This window comes from Bradyrhizobium sp., assembly GCF_049581145.1.
GTDB lineage: Bacteria > Pseudomonadota > Alphaproteobacteria > Rhizobiales > Xanthobacteraceae > Bradyrhizobium.
Map to the genome: position 1 here is coordinate 1 of NZ_JBAURI010000243.1, position 17,128 is coordinate 17,128.

Annotated in this window: 16 protein-coding genes; 8 read left to right on the plus strand and 8 right to left on the minus strand. The window is 63.8% G+C overall.

Features of this window, described 5'->3' with window-relative positions:
• A partial coding sequence (locus WCB02_RS08075) for a caspase family protein (protein WP_423957355.1) occupies window positions 1–294 on the minus strand: 294 nt, incomplete at its 3' end.
• A gap of 327 nt (window positions 295–621) precedes the next feature.
• Here WCB02_RS08075 and WCB02_RS08080 point away from each other — a divergent pair.
• On the plus strand, window positions 622–1,434 hold the full coding sequence (locus WCB02_RS08080) for an N-acyl homoserine lactonase family protein (protein WP_423957379.1): 813 nt from the start codon (window positions 622–624) through the stop codon (window positions 1,432–1,434).
• Between the two features lie 173 nt (window positions 1,435–1,607).
• Here the strand turns inward: WCB02_RS08080 and WCB02_RS08085 are convergent, their stop codons facing one another.
• Entirely contained in the window at window positions 1,608–2,084 is a 477-nt protein-coding gene (locus WCB02_RS08085) for a MarR family winged helix-turn-helix transcriptional regulator (RefSeq protein ID WP_423957357.1), read from the minus strand.
• A gap of 108 nt (window positions 2,085–2,192) precedes the next feature.
• Between WCB02_RS08085 and WCB02_RS08090 the strand changes: the two genes are divergently transcribed.
• From WCB02_RS08090 to fahA, 5 genes are all read left to right on the plus strand, one after another.
• Window positions 2,193–3,887: an FAD-dependent oxidoreductase gene (locus WCB02_RS08090; RefSeq protein WP_423957358.1), complete on the plus strand. Its 1,695-nt coding sequence runs from the start codon at window positions 2,193–2,195 to the stop codon at window positions 3,885–3,887.
• 9 nt (window positions 3,888–3,896) lie between these two features.
• Complete coding sequence (locus WCB02_RS08095; protein ID WP_423957361.1) at window positions 3,897–4,124, plus strand: DUF2783 domain-containing protein; 228 nt, start codon at window positions 3,897–3,899, stop codon at window positions 4,122–4,124.
• 22 nt (window positions 4,125–4,146) lie between these two features.
• Window positions 4,147–5,100, plus strand: a complete 954-nt coding sequence (locus WCB02_RS08100; protein WP_423957363.1) for an MBL fold metallo-hydrolase — start codon at window positions 4,147–4,149, stop codon at window positions 5,098–5,100.
• A 1-nt stretch (window position 5,101) separates the two neighbouring features.
• Window positions 5,102–6,448 carry a homogentisate 1,2-dioxygenase gene (gene hmgA / locus WCB02_RS08105; protein ID WP_423957364.1) on the plus strand — a complete coding sequence of 449 codons (1,347 nt, stop codon included), beginning with the start codon at window positions 5,102–5,104 and terminating at the stop codon, window positions 6,446–6,448.
• Window positions 6,449–6,550: 102 nt separating this feature from the next.
• Window positions 6,551–7,822 (plus strand): fumarylacetoacetase, encoded by a 1,272-nt coding sequence (gene fahA, locus WCB02_RS08110; protein ID WP_423957365.1) that lies wholly within the window; start codon window positions 6,551–6,553, stop codon window positions 7,820–7,822.
• 43 nt (window positions 7,823–7,865) lie between these two features.
• On the opposite strand, the gene WCB02_RS08115 is transcribed toward fahA, so the two are convergent.
• Window positions 7,866–8,177, minus strand: coding sequence for a DUF1272 domain-containing protein (locus WCB02_RS08115; protein ID WP_423957367.1), 312 nt, complete (start codon window positions 8,175–8,177; stop codon window positions 7,866–7,868).
• Between the two features lie 173 nt (window positions 8,178–8,350).
• Window positions 8,351–8,827, minus strand: coding sequence for an Lrp/AsnC family transcriptional regulator (locus tag WCB02_RS08120; protein WP_423957369.1), 477 nt, complete (start codon window positions 8,825–8,827; stop codon window positions 8,351–8,353).
• A 120-nt stretch (window positions 8,828–8,947) separates the two neighbouring features.
• On the opposite strand from WCB02_RS08120, the gene hppD reads away from it, so the two are divergent.
• Window positions 8,948–10,066, plus strand: a complete 1,119-nt coding sequence (gene hppD, locus WCB02_RS08125) for a 4-hydroxyphenylpyruvate dioxygenase (protein WP_423957370.1) — start codon at window positions 8,948–8,950, stop codon at window positions 10,064–10,066.
• A 95-nt stretch (window positions 10,067–10,161) separates the two neighbouring features.
• On the opposite strand, the gene WCB02_RS08130 is transcribed toward hppD, so the two are convergent.
• The 4 genes from WCB02_RS08130 to WCB02_RS08145 all read right to left on the minus strand — a co-directional run bounded on the left by WCB02_RS08130 (window position 10,162) and on the right by WCB02_RS08145 (window position 15,198).
• Window positions 10,162–11,262 carry a CaiB/BaiF CoA transferase family protein gene (locus tag WCB02_RS08130; protein ID WP_423957372.1) on the minus strand — a complete coding sequence of 367 codons (1,101 nt, stop codon included), beginning with the start codon at window positions 11,260–11,262 and terminating at the stop codon, window positions 10,162–10,164.
• A gap of 199 nt (window positions 11,263–11,461) precedes the next feature.
• Entirely contained in the window at window positions 11,462–12,262 is an 801-nt protein-coding gene (locus WCB02_RS08135; protein ID WP_423957373.1) for an FAD binding domain-containing protein, read from the minus strand.
• A 13-nt stretch (window positions 12,263–12,275) separates the two neighbouring features.
• On the minus strand, window positions 12,276–14,621 hold the full coding sequence (locus WCB02_RS08140) for a xanthine dehydrogenase family protein molybdopterin-binding subunit (RefSeq protein WP_423957375.1): 2,346 nt from the start codon (window positions 14,619–14,621) through the stop codon (window positions 12,276–12,278).
• Window positions 14,622–14,712: 91 nt separating this feature from the next.
• Window positions 14,713–15,198, minus strand: a complete 486-nt coding sequence (locus WCB02_RS08145; protein ID WP_423957376.1) for a (2Fe-2S)-binding protein — start codon at window positions 15,196–15,198, stop codon at window positions 14,713–14,715.
• A 321-nt stretch (window positions 15,199–15,519) separates the two neighbouring features.
• On the opposite strand from WCB02_RS08145, the gene WCB02_RS08150 reads away from it, so the two are divergent.
• The coding region (locus WCB02_RS08150; RefSeq protein ID WP_423957378.1) for a methyl-accepting chemotaxis protein at window positions 15,520–17,128 on the plus strand (1,609 nt) is incomplete at its 3' end.

Here is a 17,128-nt window from a genome sequence, read left to right on the forward strand (position 1 = left end):
GCTATAGAAAATCAGCGCCACCGAACCCGGCTTGATCTTGTTATAGAGCTTGTCGAATGCGTGGCGCATGGCGTCGCCGGTCAGGTTCACGCCCATATCGACGGCGAAGCCATCGCGCTTGAGTTCATCGGCGACGTCCTGGGCGTCGTTGACCGGCTCCTTCAGCGGTGCATCGGCGTCCGGATATTTCGCGTTGCCGATGACAAGGGCGTAGCGATCGGCCGCGGCCGACGAGGAGCCGGTCGAAGCAGCCGCGAAAAGCAATGCGAGAAGCAAGATGAGTCGAATTGTCATACCAGGGCCCAAGGCGGTCCGATAAAGGCGGTCCACTAAAAAGGCGCCGATCCCAGTTCGCGCCGCGGCGACAATACTCTACGCATTCTGCATTATCAAACTGGGGGCCCGTGCTCTCTCAAGGAATGGTATGGCTCCGGTTTGGTTCCGGCGAAAGGTCGAGATCCCGCTGTTATGTGGCTTGAAACAGGCAACTGGAGCGTGCGGCGATGCGGGCTGCGTCATGACGGTATCACCGCATACCGATTTGACGTTTGGCGGCAACAATGGCTTGCTGCGGGCGACGCCCCTCAATCAAGAAAAGTGAAAGCCAAGACGGTGAACACCATGGGAAACGCCTACGAAATCTACGCCCTCCGCTATGCGACGATGTCGCCGCGCACCCCTCACTTGAATTTTCTGGCGCCCGATCCGCATGACACCACGGCGCAGGATCTGGATTATTTCGTCTGGCTGATCCGCGGCTATGGCCGCGACATTCTGGTCGATACCGGTTTCAACGCGGAGGAAGCGCAGCTGCGCGGCCGCAAGCTCACGCTCAATCCGGTGGAGGCGCTGGCCGCCTTCGGCGTCAAGGCCGAGGACATCTGGGATGTCGTCGTCACCCACCTGCACTATGACCATGCCGGCAATCTCGATCGCTTTCCGAATGCGAAGTTCCATCTGCAGGAACGAGAGATGAGTTATGCGACCGGCCGCTGCATGTGCAACGGCATGCTGCGTCATCCATTTTCGGTCGAGCACGTCACGCTGATGGTCCGCCACGTCTATGGCGAGCGCGTCACCTTCCATTCCGGCGACGGCGAGGTTGCGCCTGGCGTGACGTTGCACCGGGTCGGCGGCCACTCCGACGGCTTGCAGGTGGTGCGGGTCGAGACGGCGCGCGGACCCGTGGTGCTGGCCTCGGACGCCGCGCATTATTACGCCAATCTGCAGCGCCGGAGCCCGTTCCCGATCGTCTACAACATCGGCGACATGGCGCAGGGCTGGGAAACCGTCGAGCGTCTCGCCGGTGATCCCGACCGCTTCATCCCGGGACATGATCCGATCGTCGCCGAAATCTATCCGCGCGCCAGCGACAAGGTCGATGCATTCGCGCTCCACAAGATGCCATCACGTTCATTTGCGAAAGAACGATGATGTGCGCGCGGTCGTGATCCCCCGTCATTCCGGACGTCATTCCGGGGCGCCAACGGGTTCGCGGGAGGCCCGCCCCGATGACGAGCTCCGCGAGACCCAAAGCTCGAGATTCCCGGTTCGATGCTGCGCATCGAACCGGAATGACGGCGCAATCTCATGAATGACGGGCCCTTTCAATACCCTTCCTTCGCGGCCGCCTCCTGGCCGGTCTGCACCAGATCGAGGCTCTGCTCGATCTTGCCGAGCAATCGTGCAAAATCCTGCTGCTCCCTGGCGGAGAGGCACGCCAGGATCCCCTTTTCCTTGCGCAGCAGGCGCGGAATCAGCTCTTCGTAGAGCGTTTTGCCCTTCCGCGTCAGCCGCAGCCTGAACTCGCGGCGATCGTCCTGGTTTTCGACTCGCTCGACCAGCCGCCGCTTCATCAGCGCGGTGACGGCGCGGCTGATGGTCGATTTGTGGGTCCGCGTGCAATGCGAGATGTATTGTGCACTGCAGGCGTCCTTGCCGAAACCCAGCGTCGCAAGCACGCGCCATTCCGGGATATCGAGGCCGTAGCGCGCCTGATACTCGCTCGACAGCGCCAGACTGACTTCGGCTGCGAGCCGGTTGAGGCGGAACGGCACAAATCTGAAAAGATCGAGCTTGGGCAAAATCGCTCCAATTTGAGTTGACGCAGGAATGTGTCGGTTTAAGATAGTTGCAAATGCGACTATTTGGCAAGATCGCGTCGCCCCAGACTGGACCAAGGTTGGAAGCCTATGGCGCAGGCCGCCGATAGCCAGGCAAAGGACGCCGCCAAGACCCGGTTCGGCTATCGCCGCCACGCCGACCAGGACTCTCACCAGGGCTCTCACCAGGGCTCTCACCAGGGCTCTCACCAGGACTTGGATGACGGCGGCATCCCCGAGCACCCGGTTGTCGTGGTTGGCGCGGGCCCGGTCGGACTTTCGCTTGCGATCGATCTGGCGCAGCGCGGGCAGGCCGTGGTGCTGCTCGACGACGCCGACCGGATCGGCGAGGGCTCGCGCGCGATCTGTTTCTCCAAGCGCTCGCTGGAATATTGGGACCGGCTCGGGGTCGGCCAGCGCATGGTCGAGAAGGGTGTGGTCTGGAGCGTCGGCAGGATTTTTCACGGCGAACAGCAACTCTACCAGTTCAACCTGTTGCCGGAACAGGGTCACAAGCGGCCGGCTTTCATCAACCTGCAGCAATTTTATGCCGAGGCTTATCTGGTCGATCGGGTCGGGCAATTGCCCGCGATCGACCTGCGCTGGTGCAACAAGGTGGTCGGCCTGCAGCAGCGCAATGACGGCGTCGCGTTGACCATCCAGACGCCCGAGGGTCCCTACCGGATGCGGGCGCAGTATGTGATCGCCTGCGACGGGGCGCGCTCATCGCTGCGGGAGATGGTGGGCGCGGCGTTTTCGGGCCAGGTATTCGAGGACCAGTTTCTGATCGCCGACGTCAGGATGGCGGCGGCGTTTCCGACCGAGCGCTGGTTCTGGTTCGATCCGCCGTTTCATGCCGGACGCTCGGCGCTGTTGCACAAGCAGCCCGACGACGTCTGGCGGATCGATCTGCAGCTTCACCCGGAGGCCGACCCAGCGGTTGAAAAGCGGCCGGAAAATGTGCGGCCGCGCATCGCCCGCATGCTCGGTCACGACCAGTTCGATTTCGAATGGATCTCGCTGTACAAATTCCAGTGCCGCCGGATGGACAGGTTCCGTCATGGCCGGGTGATTTTTGCCGGCGATTCCGCGCACCAGGTCTCGCCGTTCGGCGCCCGCGGCGCCAATTCCGGCCTGGAGGATGCCGAAAATCTCGCCTGGAAGCTTGACCGCGTGCTGCGCCGGCAATCGCCGGATCGCCTGCTCGAAAGCTATTGCGCCGAGCGCAGCGCCGCAGCCGACGAGAACATCCGCGAATCCACCCGCTCGACCGATTTCATGGCGCCGGTGACGCGCCAGGAGGCGCGGCTGCGCAAAGCCGCGCTCTCGTTGGCCCGGGAGACCGAATTCGGCAAGCGCATGGTCAATGGCGGCCGGCTCTCGGTGCCTACGGTCTATGTTTCGTCATTGTCGACCGCCGATGCCGATGCAGATTGTTGGCACGCGGGCCCGCGGCCGGGCACGTCTATGCCGGATGCGCCGGTCGCGTCTATCTCTGGCGACGCTGGCTACTTGACCGATGCCTTCATCAGGCAGGGCAAGCGTTTCGCGCTGCTGGCGTTCGGCAACGGCAGCATAGTGGATGTGCCCGAGGGCGTCGGCATGATCCGGATCGGCGGCGAGGGTGGCCTGGTCGATGCGGAAGGGCTCGCCTGCGCGCGCTATGATGCCCAGCCTGGAACGGTCTATCTGCTGCGTCCGGACGGCTATGTCGCGGGGCGGTTCCGGCATCCGACCCGCGCGGCGCTGGACGCCGCGCTGGCGCGCGCGTGCGCGCTGAACTGAGGTGTTGTCATGGTGCTTTCGACCAGCTCCAATTTTCCGACGCCCGACGATGCCTTCCGCGCCATCGTGGAGGCGCATCGCGGCCTGAGCGAGGAGCAGAGCGCCGATTTCGACGCGGCGCTGGTTCTGATCCTGGCCAACCATATCGGCGACATTGAGGTGTTGCGCGAGGCGATTACGCTCGCCAAACGCCGCATGATCGACGTCAGCCAGCAGCAGCAGCAACAGCAACAATGATGAACGCAAAAGGAATTAATTGATGGTGAAGGGTTTCGCATCCACCACGGATCTGTCGGAGAAGAAGGTTACCTTTTCCGAGATTGGCCCCGATCTCTACGCCTTCACCGCGGAGGGCGATCCCAACTCCGCCGTCATCGTCGGCGACGACGGCTGCCTGGTGTTCGACGCGCAGGCGACGCCGGCGATGGCGAACAAGGTGATCGAGCGGGTGCGCACCGTCACCGACAAGCCGATCAAATATGTCGTGCTGTCGCACTACCATGCGGTACGCGTGCTGGGGGCGTCGGCCTACAAGGCGCAAGGCATCATCGCTGCGCAGGAAACCTATCGGCTAATCGCCGAGCGCGGCCAGCAGGATTGGGATTCCGAATATGGCCGCTTTCCGCGGCTGTTCCAGGATGCCGAGAGCATTCCAGGCCTGACCTGGCCATCGCTGACCTTCGAAGGCGGCATGTCGGTCTATCTCGGCAAGCGCGAGGTGCAGCTGATGCAGTTGGGTGCAGGCCACACCTCCGGCGACATCGTCGCCTGGGTGCCGGATGCCGAGGTGATGTTTTCCGGCGACCTGATTGAGTACCATTCAGCCTGCTATTGCGGCGACGCGCTTCTGCGCGAATGGCCGGCGACGCTGAACGAAATCCGTGCCTTCAATCCCAAGGCGATCGCGCCCGGCCGCGGCGACGCGCTGCAGGGCGCAGCCACCGGGCGCGACGCGATCGCGATGACGCGCGATTTCGTCACCACGCTTTATGGCGCGGCCGAATCCGCGGTGGCCAAGGGCCGCAACTTGAAGGAGACGATGGCCGCGGCGCGCGAGGTGATGGACCCGAAATTTTCGAGCTTTGCGATCTACGAGCATTGCCTGCCGTTCAACGTGTCGCGCGCCTTCGACGAAGCATCAGGCATTGACGATCCCGTGATCTGGACCGCCGAGCGCGACCGCGAGATGTGGGCTGCCCTGCAAGGAGGATGACATGAACATCAATACCGCGCCCGACAGGATCACCCAGAGTTCGCTGCACGTCACGCCGGGCTACATGTCCGGGTTCCGCAACAGCTTTGAGACGCAATGCCTGCCCGGCGCACTGCCGATCGGGCGCAACTCGCCGCAGCGCTGCGCCTACGGGCTTTACGCCGAACAGCTCTCCGGCTCGCCATTCACCGCGCCGCGCGGCAGTAACGAACGCTCATGGCTGTACCGGATCCGCCCGTCGGTGAAACATTCCGGCCGCTTCGCCAAGGTCGATGCCGGGCTGTGGCGCAGCGCGCCATGCCATGAACATGATTTGCCGATCGCCCAGTTGCGCTGGGACCCGACGCCGATCCCGCAGGGCGAGATCACCTTCCTGCAGGGCGTGCAGACCATGACGACGGCAGGCGATGTCAACACGCAAGCCGGCATGGCCGCGCATGTGCTTCTCATCACGAAGTCGATGGTCGACCAGCATTTCTACAATGCTGACGGCGAGATGATGTTTGTGGCGCAGCAGGGCAATCTGCGCTTCATCACCGAGTTCGGCCGGATCGACATTGAGCCTGGCGAGATTGCGGTGATTCCGCGCGGCGTGAAATTCCGTGTTGAAATCCCAGCCGGCCCGGCGCGCGGCTATCTTTGCGAGAATTACGGCGGCGCCTTCACGTTGCCGGAGCGCGGCCCGATCGGCGCCAACTGCCTCGCCAACGCGCGCGATTTCCTGACGCCCGTGGCGGCCTATGAGGACAAGGACACGCCGAGTGAACTGTTCGTGAAATGGGGCGGTGCGCTGTTCCGGACCGACCTTCCGCATTCGCCGATCGATGTGGTGGCCTGGCACGGCAATTATGCGCCCTACAAATACGATCTGCGCAGCTTCTCGCCGGTCGGCTCCATCGGGTTCGACCATCCTGATCCCTCGATCTTTACGGTGTTGACCGCGCCGTCGGAAACGGCCGGCACCGCGAACATCGATTTCGTGATCTTCCCCGAGCGCTGGATGGTCGCGGAAAACACCTTCCGGCCGCCCTGGTATCACATGAACATCATGTCGGAGTTCATGGGGCTGATCTATGGCGTCTATGACGCCAAGCCGAAAGGCTTTGTCCCCGGGGGCATGAGCCTGCACAACTGCATGCTGCCGCACGGCCCCGATCGCGACGCGTTCGAACATGCTTCCAACGGCGATCTGAAGCCGGTCAAGCTGACGGGCACGATGGCCTTCATGTTCGAGACGCGCTTCCCCCAGCACGTCACCGCGCATGCCGCCAACGCTGCGACGCTGCAGGACGATTATGCGGATTGCTGGACGGGGCTGGAGAAACGGTTCGATCCGAACAGGCCGTGATGCTCACACCGTCATCGCCGGGCTTGACCCGGCGATCCCATCGTTCAAAGGATCGATGCCCGGGTCAAGCCAGGCATGACGGGCTTCTGATGGGAGACTCCCTTGCCCCACCCCAACAACCCCACGCTCCGCTCTTTCATCGAGGTCGATCCCGCCTCGGATTTCCCGATCCAGAACCTGCCCTATGGCGTGTTCTCGACCAATGATGGCCTTGCGCCGCGGGTCGGCGTCGCGATCGGCGATTTTGTGCTTGATCTCTGGCAGCTCGAGCAGGATTGCCGGATCGACGTCGGCAATGCCGGCGTGTTTGCCGCCTCCTCGCTCAATCCCTTCATGGCGGTCGGCCCGAAAGTCTGGGCGAAGACCCGGGCGCGGATCAGCGAGCTGTTGCGCCACGACAATCCCGAACTGCGTGACAACGAAAGCCTGCGCGAGCGCGTGCTGGTGCCGATGACGAAAGTGAAACTGCATCTGCCGATCACGGTGTCCGGCTATACCGATTTCTATTCGTCGAAGGAGCACGCCACCAATGTCGGCGTGATGTTTCGCGGCAAGGACAACGCGTTGCAGCCGAACTGGCTGCACATGCCGATCGGCTACAATGGGCGTGCCTCCACCGTCGTGGTCTCCGGCACCAGGGTGCGCCGTCCGCGCGGGCAGCTGAAGCCGCCGAATGCCGATACGCCGGGCTTCGGGCCCTGCAAGCGGCTCGATTTCGAGCTCGAAATGGGCGTCGTGGTCGGCCAGCCCTCGGCGATGGGCGAGATGCTGAGCGAAGCCCAGGCCGAAGCCATGATCTTCGGCTTCGTGCTGCTCAACGACTGGAGCGCGCGCGACATCCAGCAATGGGAATATGTGCCGCTCGGTCCGTTCCAGGCCAAGGCGTTCGCGACCTCGATCAGCCCATGGATTGTCACCCGCGAGGCGCTGGAGCCGTTCCGGCTTGCGGGCCCCGAGCAGAACCCGACGCCGTTGCCCTACCTGCGGCAGGCGCAGCCGAACAATTACGACATGGCGCTCGAGGTCGCCTTGCGCGCGCCCTCGATGGCCGCGCCGCAGCCGATCTGCCGCACCAACTTCAAATACATGTACTGGTCGTCGGTGCAGCAACTGATGCATCACGCTTCCTCCGGCTGCGCCATGAATGTCGGCGATCTCCTGGGGAGCGGCACCATTTCCGGTCCCGAGAAGAGCCAGCGCGGCAGCCTGCTCGAAATCAGCTGGAACGGCAGCGAGCCCCGGCAATTGCCCGGCGGCATCACGCGCACCTTCCTGGAGGATGGCGACTCCCTCATCATGCGCGGCTGGTGCCAGGGCGACGGCTACCGCGTCGGCTTTGGCGAGGTCGAGGGGACGATTGTGCCGGCGGAATAGTTTCTGCCGGTGGCATCGCTCCGGAATGACGGATTTGGGGCCATCAGCGCTCCGCAGGCGGAATATTCCGAATCCGAGCCGCATGCGCAGCGATGTCGTCTACGCCATATTTCAGATGCACGCGCTTCTCCGACGCGGGCTGCTTCACGACGCAGGCGCCGGGCCGCCATTCCCGCGCAGGCCGGATCGGTCGCGGCGCGAAACCGCCGCCGCAGTTTGGGCAGACGTTGAAAAGCCTGGTCTCGACGCATTCGGCGCAGAACGTGCACTCGTACGAGCAGATCCGGGCGTCCTGCGCGTTCGGCGGCAGGTCCTTGTCGCAATATTCGCAGTTCGGTCGAAGCTGCAGCGCCATGGCTGTCTCGTGTGGGTTGGACCGTCGGAATGGCCTGCATCATCGCAGATCGGATGGTTATCAGAACGGCGAATTTCCCTCTGATTCAGTCATGCGAAAACCCGGTGTGTCGCAATTCCGGGCTCACTCACCTTGCTCACGCCTCGAATGGCGTACTCGAGATAAAGACTGTTTCAGCGCGCCGCTACCTTCAGCGGCAGCCTGGCGCTTTCCTTGAGCCGGTCGAGCACGATCGACGAGCGGACATGCGCCACGCTCGGATGCGGCATCAGCACGTTGTTGACGATGTCCGAGAGGCTCTTGAGGTCGCGCAGCACGGCCTTCAGCACATAGTCGGCATCGCCGGTCAGCGCATAGGCCTCCTGGATATCGTCGACGCGATTGATCAGCGCGCGAAATTTCTTCGCGTTGTCCGGCGAATGGGTGGCGAGCGTGATGTGGATGAAGACGATGACGCCGAAGCCGAGCGCCTCACTGGCAAGCTCGGCGCGATAGCCGGCGATCACCTTGTCCTGCTCCAGCCGCATCCGTCGCCGCGAGCATTGCGAGGCGGACAGCCCGGCGATTTCGGCCAGCTGCTGGTTGGTGAGCCGGCCGTCGTCCTGCAGTGCGCCGAGAATCCTGAGGTCGAAGGCGTCAACCAAAATCATGCATGAAAGACCTAATACGCGCACGGAACGTGCATCATGGTGCGATATTGTCAATTATTCGCATACAAATTGCAGCTTTGGCGAGCGATTATTGGCCGGAACTCCAACGGAGAACCGCCAATGGGTCCATTTCCGCATGACGCTCCAGCCGCGACCATCACTACCGACAACCCGATGGGCACCGACGGATTCGAATTCGTCGAATATGCCCATCCGAGGCCCGAAGAACTGCATGCGCTGTTCAAGCTGATGGGGTATGTCGCGGTCGCGCGGCACCGGACCAAGAAGATCACCTTGTACCGCCAGGGCGACATCAACTACCTCGTCAACGAACAGCCCGGCAGTCATGGTTTTGATTTCGTCAGCGCGCACGGGCCATGCGCGCCATCGATGGCGTTCCGCGTGGTCGACGCCGGTCATGCGTTCGAGCGCGCGCTGTCGCTCGGCGCGGAGGCTGCCGAGGCTGGGCAGGTGGCGAAGACGCTCGATGTGCCTGCGATCAAGGGTATTGGCGGGAGCCTGCTTTATCTCGTCGATCGCTACGGCGCCAAGGGCTCGGCCTATGACGCCGAGTTCGACTGGCTGGGCGAGCCCAATCCGAATCCGGTGGGCGCCGGACTGTTCCATATCGACCACCTGACCCACAACGTGCATCGCGGCCGCATGGACGTCTGGGCGGGCTTCTACGAGAAGCTGTTCAATTTCCGCCAGATCCGCTTCTTCGATATCGAGGGCCGCGCGTCCGGCCTGTTCTCGCGCGCGCTGACCAGCCCGGACGGCAAGATCCGGATTCCGATCAACGAGGACGCCGGCGAGTCCGGCCAGATCGAGGAATATCTCAAGCTCTATCGCGGCGAGGGCATCCAGCATGTTGCCTGCGGCGCGCGGGATATCTACCGCACCGTCGAGGGCCTGCGGGCGGCGGGCCTGCCCTTCATGCCGGCGCCGCCAAAAACCTATTTCGAGCGGATCGACGTGCGGCTGCCCGGGCATGGCGAGGACCTCGCGCGGTTGCGTGAAAACGGTATCCTGATCGACGGCGAGGGCGTGGTCGACGGCGGCCACACCAAGGTGCTGCTGCAGATTTTCTCGGCCAACGCAATCGGGCCGATCTTCTTCGAGTTCATCCAGCGCAAGGGCGATGACGGGTTCGGCGAGGGCAATTTCAAGGCCCTGTTCGAGTCGATCGAGGAAGACCAGATCCGACGCGGCGTGCTGAAGGTCGACGACGCGGCGTAGGGTCCCCCGGCCTCGTCCCGGAATCTCGCGCCGGCAATCTCTGGATTTCGGGTTCGCGCCGACGCGCGCCCCGGAATGACGGGAGAGCGGCGAGATTACCGCGCCGCCTTCCACGCGCTCATGATCTCCCCGATCTCCGCCATCTCCGCTTCGCGGATCGCCGACGGCGTTCGCGAGAAGCGTGGCGCGGGGGCGGGCTGGGTGACGCCGTGGCGCTCGATGAAAATCCCACGCGCGGTGTTGTGCGGGTGCTTCGGCGCTTCCGCCATGGTCAGGATCGGCGCAAAACAGATGTCGGTGCCCTCCATGATCTTGCACCACTCCGCGCGCGTCTTGCTCTTGAACACCGCGGTGAGCTTCTGCCTCAGCACCGGCCAGGCCTTGCGATCCATCTGGGCCTCGAAGGCGGCGTCGGTCAGTCCAGCATGCTGGCGCAGCAGCGCATAAAACTGCGGCTCGATTGACCCGATCGAGATGAAGTTGCCGCAGCCGCATTCATAAACGCCGTAGAAATGCGCGCCGCCGTCGAGGAAATTGCTCTCGCGTTGTTCGGTCCAACGGCCCATCGCCGCCATGTCGAAGAACATCGACATCAGCGAGGCCGCGCCATCGCACATCGCGGCATCGACCACCTGGCCTTTGCCGGATTTCGACGCCTCCAGCAGCGCGGCGAGCACGCCGACCACCAGATAGAGCGCGCCGCCGCCGAAATCGCCGACCAGGTTGAGCGGCGGCACCGGCTTGTCCTTGGGACCGATCGCGGCCAGCGCGCCGGTCACTGAGATGTAGTTGATATCGTGGCCGGCGGCTTGCGCCAGCGGCCCGTCCTGGCCCCATCCCGTCATGCGGCCATAGACGAGCTTCGGGTTGCGTGCCATCACCGCGTCGGGCCCAAGCCCGAGCCGCTCCATCACGCCGGGACGAAAGCCTTCGATCAGCGCATCGGCGCTGTCCAGGAGATCGAGCACCTGCGCGATCGCGGCCTTGTCTTTCAGGTCGAGCTCGACGACCTTGCGGCCCCGCACCGCGACCGCCTTCAGGTTCTTCTTCGCGCCGATCCGGTCAAGCGTCACGACCTCGGCGCCCATGTCGGCCAGCATCATGCAGGCGAACGGGCCAGGGCCGATACCGGCGAATTCGACGATGCGCCTGCCTGCCAGAGGACCGGAGGCTTGCGAGGTTGATTGATCGCGCACGTTTTTGTTCCCTTGAGCGTTTCCGGACAGAATTGTCCCGCCTGGCGCCGGAGGTGGCAAGCTGCATTTGCGGCGACCGAGCCGTTTTCCAGCGAAGTGGTTCCGGTTCGCGTCAACAAGCCGCGTCGAACAAAGGCCCCGAAACGCCAACGGCGCGCATCGCTGCGCGCCGCTCGTGGTCACTTGCGTTCAGCCGCTGTCAGCCGGCGTCGGCAACTGCCCGCTGCGCCATCACCTTGACGAGATTGGCGCGGTAATCCGATGAGCCGTGGATGTCGCTCATCAGCCCGGCGTCGGAGATTTTCACGCTGTCGAGCGCGCCTGGCGACCAGTTCGCCCTCAGCGCGGTTTCGATTGGAGCGACGCGCATCACGCCGCTCTGCGAGGCGCCGGTGGCGGCGACGCGGACATCGCCCGACTTGGCCTTGGCGACGAACACCCCGGTGAGGGCGAAGCGCGAGGCCGGATGCCGCATCTTGGCATAGCCCGCCTTGGCCGGAATCGGGAATGAGACGGCAGTGATGATCTCGCCGTCTTCCAGCGCCGTCGAGAACAGGCCCTTGAAGAAATCGTCCGCCGCGATCTCGCGCTTGTTGGTCTTGACGGTCGCCGCGAGCGCCAGCAGCGCCGCGGGGAAATCGGCGGCCGGATCGTTATTGGCGATCGAACCGCCGATCGTGCCGCGATGACGTACCGCGGGATCGCCGAGCATGGAGGTCAGGTGCGCGATCGCCGGGATCGTCTTGTTCACATCCGCGCTCGTCATGATGTCGTAATAGGGCGTCGCGGCCTTGATCGTCAGCGTATCGGCTGAGGCTTCGATGCCGACCAGGTCCTTGATCCTGCCGAGATCGATCACGTCGGAGGGAGCGGCGAGCCGCTGCTTCATGACCGGAAGCAGGGTGTGGCCGCCGGCGAGATATTTGGCTTCCGTGCCCTTTGAGAACAGCGCCGCAGCCTCGTCGATGGAAGACGGGCGATGATATGTGGTCGAATACATGGGTCGTCTCCCTTTAGGCGTTGCCGTGGATCGCATGCCAGACGCGGTCGGGCGTCGCCGGCATGTCGAGCTTGTTGTTGCCGATCGCATCCGTGATCGCATTGATCACGGCAGCGGAGGCGCCGATCGCGCCGGCCTCGCCGCAGCCCTTGACGCCGAGCGGATTGCCGGGGCAGAGCGTCGTGGTGTGGCTGAGCTTGAACGACGGCAGATCGTCGGCGCGCGGCATGGCGTAGTCCATGAACGATGCGGTGATGAGCTGGCCGTTCTCGTCATGGACGGCGCCTTCGAGAAGCGCCTGGCCGATGCCCTGGGCAAGCCCGCCATGGACCTGGCCCTCGACGATCATCGGGTTGATCAGCCGGCCGAAATCATCGGCCGCGACGAAATTGATGAAGCTGGTCTTGCCGGTCGAAGGATCGACCTCGAGCTCGCAGATATAGGCGCCCGCCGGGAAGGTGAAGTTGGTGGGATCGTAGAACGCGCTCTCCTTCAGGCCGGGCTCCATGCCGTCGGGCAGATTGTGCGCGGTGTAAGCCGCGAGCGCGACCATCGGCAGCGCGATCGACTTGTCGGTGCCGGCGACCTTGAACTCGCCATTCTCGATGACGATGTCGCCTTCCGAAGCTTCGAGCGCGTGCGCCGCGATCTTCTTGGCCTTGGCTTCCACCTTCTCCATGGCCTTCAGGATCGCGGTCAGGCCGACGGCGGCCGAGCGCGAGCCATAGGTGCCCATGCCGAACTGCACCTTGTCGGTGTCGCCGTGCACGATCGCGACCTGGTTGATCGAGACGCCGAGGCGTTCGGCAACGAGCTGGCAGAACGTGGTCTCATGGCCCTGGCCGTGGCTGTGCGAGCCGGTCAGGATCTCGATGGTGCCGACCGGGTTGACGCGGACTTCCGCGGATTCCCACAGGCCGACGCCGGCGCCCAGGCTGCCGACCGCCTTCGAGGGGGCAATGCCGCAGGCCTCGATGTAGCAGGACAGGCCGAGGCCGCGCAGCTTGCCAGCCTGCTTGGCTTTGGCCTTGCGTGCGGGAAAACCGGCATAGTCGATCGCCTTCATCGCGCTGTCGAGCGAGGCGTTAAAATCGCCGATGTCATAGGCCATGATGACGGGCGTCTGGTACGGGAACTCGGTGATGAAGTTCTTGCGCCGCAGCTCGGCCGGATCGACCTTCAATTGCCGCGCCGCGGTTTCCAGCATCCGCTCGAGCAGATAGCTCGCTTCGGGCCGCCCCGCGCCGCGATAGGCGTCGACCGGCGTGGTGTTGGTATAGACGCCGACCACCTCGGCATAGATCGCCGGAATGATGTATTGGCCCGACAGCAGCGTTACGTAGAGGTAGGTCGGCACGGACGAGGAGAACAGCGACATGTAGGCGCCGAAATTGGCGTGGGTCTTCACCCTGAGCGCCAAAATCCTGTTGTCCTTGTCGAATGCCATCTCCGCCTTGGAGAGATGGTCGCGGCCATGCGCGTCGGTCAAAAAGGCTTCCGAACGGTCGCCGGTCCATTTCACCGGACGGCCGACCTTCTTGGAGGCCCACAGCGCCACCATCTCTTCCGGATAGATGAAGATCTTGGAGCCGAAGCCGCCGCCGACATCCGGCGCCACCACACGCAGCTTGTGTTCGGGCGCAATGTTGTAGAATGCCGACAGCACGAGTCGGGCGACATGCGGATTCTGCGAGGTGGTGTAGAGCGTGTAGTGCTCTTCCGCCGCGTCATAATCCGCGACCGCCGAGCGCGGCTCCATCGCGTTCGGCACCAGGCGGTTGTTGACCAGGTCCATCGTCACGACATTGGCGGCCTTCGCAAACGCAGCATTGGTCGCGGCTTCGTCGCCGAGCGCCCAGTCGTAAACGATGTTGCCGGGCGCCTCCGGATGCAGTTGCGGCGCGCCGGGCTCGATTGCGGCGCGAATGTCGGGGACTGCCGGCAGTTCCTCATAGGTGACGACCACGGCTTCCGCCGCGTCGCGCGCCAGATTCTTGGTCTCGGCAATCACCACCGCGACTGCCTGGCCAGCGAAGCGCACCGTTTCCGGCGCCATCGCCGGCCATGCGCCCATCCTCATCGGCGAACCGTCTTTCGAGGTTATGGCCCAGCCGCAGATCAGATTGCCGACCTTGTCGTCGACGATCTGTTGGCCGGTCAGCACCGCGACCACGCCGGGCATCTGCAGCGCGGCGGATGAGTCGATGCTCTTGACCTTGGCGTGCGCATGCGGGCTGCGGATGAAATGGGCATGGGTCATGCCCAGAAGCTTGATGTCGTCGACGTAACGGCCCTTGCCGGTGATGAACCGCTTGTCTTCCTTGCGCACGACGCTCGCGCCAATGCCTTCAACGCCCATGTCCTTGGTCTCCCTGCCGGAGTGTGTTTTCCGCCGGTTCCATCGAACGCGGCGGTGCCATAAGTTTCAGCGATCGGTGTCTTGAAGGCTGCTATTCCGCGGCTTGCGCGACGCGCATGCGGCCCGCGGCATCAAGCACCGACTTGACGATGTTGTGATAGCCGGTGCAGCGGCAGATATTGCCTTCGAGTTCTTGCCGGACGGTGTCCTCGTCGAGCTTCCCGCCGTGGCGCTGCACGATATCGATCGCCGACATGATCATGCCGGGGGTACAGTAGCCGCATTGGAGCCCATGATTGTCGCGGAACGCCGCCTGCATCGGGTGCAGTTCGTCGCCCCTGGCGATGCCCTCGATGGTCGTCACGTTGGAGCCGTCAGCCTGGCCTGCCAGCACCGTGCAGGACTTGACCGCGCGGCCGTCGATATGGACCACGCAGGCGCCGCATTGGCTGGTGTCGCAGCCGACATGGGTCCCGGTCAGGTTGAGATGATCGCGCAACAACTGGACCAGGAGCGTGCGATCCTCGACCTCGATCGAGACCGCCTTGCCGTTCACCGTCAATTTGACTGTAGACACGCCTGATACCTCCCCGATGAATTTTGGTTGCCGCAGTTAGAGACAGGGGCAGGGAGTTTGCAACTAGGATTTTCGTCGCGGGAGCCATTGTCGTGTCGCGGCTGAAACGGGACGTCCTGGGCGCAAGGTGCTGATCGCCATGAGGCCTCACGTCGGCCGCAACTTGCGTGGCAAAGCCCAGGCGATGTCGCGCCCCTGGTAAAATCCGTTCAAATTTACCGGCCCTTATCCATTCTGCCCTAGATTTGAGCGCGGGGCCGCACGGCAGACGTGCCGGCCTCCTACTGATTTTTAGAAATAAGCAGGAGATCCGGGGTGGGAATGTCAGGGCGTGCTGCGCCGCAATCGCGGCTCTTCCAGCTTCCGACGCTGCGATTTCGCGCCAAGGTCGTGCTCGGTTTCGCCGTCGTGCTCGCGATCTCCGCCGCAAGCCTCGGCATCGCCTATCTCGGATTTGAGCGCGTCTCGGCTGCGGTCGCCGCCTACCGCAACAGCGTCTCGGAAGCCGATCTCGCCCGCAATATCGATCGCGAGCTGATATCCTATCGCCTCCTGGTGAAATATTACGTGGTGACCGGCAAGGAGGAAGACGCCAAGGCGGCGCTGGCGGCGGAGGCAGGGCTGCGCGAGGCCATCGATCTCGCGCTCAAGGGCACCCGCAAGCCGGCGCGGATCGAGGGGCTCAATCACCTCGCCACCGAGTTCAAGAATTTCGCGGCAACCTTCGCCGATATCATCAAGGTCAAGCGCGAAAGCGCGCTATTGACGCAGAACGACCTGACGAAAAACGCCAACATGCTGCGCTACAAGCTCGACGACGTCGGCAGCAACGCCGCCGAGGCGGACCTGCCGGCGGTCGAGCTCGGCGTCAAGCAGGTCAATACGCAATTCCAGGCGACCGTCGCAATTGCCAATACCTTCGTCATCAATTTCGACCAGGCGGTCGCCAGCAGCGCGCTGGCGCGACTGAAATTTGTCGAACATGCGCTTCTGGCGATCTCATCCGACGACGAGAAGGTCGTGGCCGGTCTGAAGGAGGCCGGCGCGCTGCTCACAGGATATCGGCAGGCGCTGGAAAAACTCGTCGAGAACGCCAAGCTGATCGATGATCTCGTTACCGAAATGTCCGGCGCGGCAGGCGCCATCGGCCAGGGCTCGAGCGCCATGAAGGCCGACCTTGTCGCCGATCAGCAGAGGCTCGAAGCCTACTCCGACACGATTGTCGGCGAGACCGAGCGGCTGATCATGATGCTTGCGATTGGCGGCTTGCTGCTCGGCAGCGCGCTGGCGTTGCTGCTGGGCCGCAGTATCTCGCGGCCGATGATCGCGATGTGCAAGGCGATGCGCGAGCTCGCCGGCGGCCATTTCGAAATCGTGCTGCCGGGCCTCGGGCGAAACGACGAACTCGGCGAGATGGCAAGCGCGGTCGAGGAGTTCAAGCTGCAGGCGGTGGCCAGGGCCGAACGCGATGCTGCCGCCCACGATGCGCAGGACAAGGCGGCGTCCGCCGCGCGCCGCGCCGAACTGATCCGCTTCGCAGATGATTTCGAGACGGCGGTGGGGTCGATCGTCTCCAACGTTTCGGCCTCCGCGGTGCACCTGGAGCAGGCCGCCGGCACCCTGACGCGGACCGCCGAAACCACCGAGCAATTGTCCAGCCAGGTCGCGGGCAGCTCCGAGGACGCCTCCGGCAATATTCAATCGGTCGCATCTGCCACCGAAGAACTGTCGTCGTCGATCACGGAGATCGGCCGGCAGGTGCGCGAGTCCAACCGGATCGCGGAATCGGCGGTGGCCCAGGCGCGGGCAACCGACGGGCGGATCGGCGAATTGTCGCGCGCGGCCCAGGAGATCGGCGACGTCGTCAGGCTGATCACCGCGATCGCCGAGCAGACCAACCTGTTGGCGCTGAACGCCACCATCGAGGCCG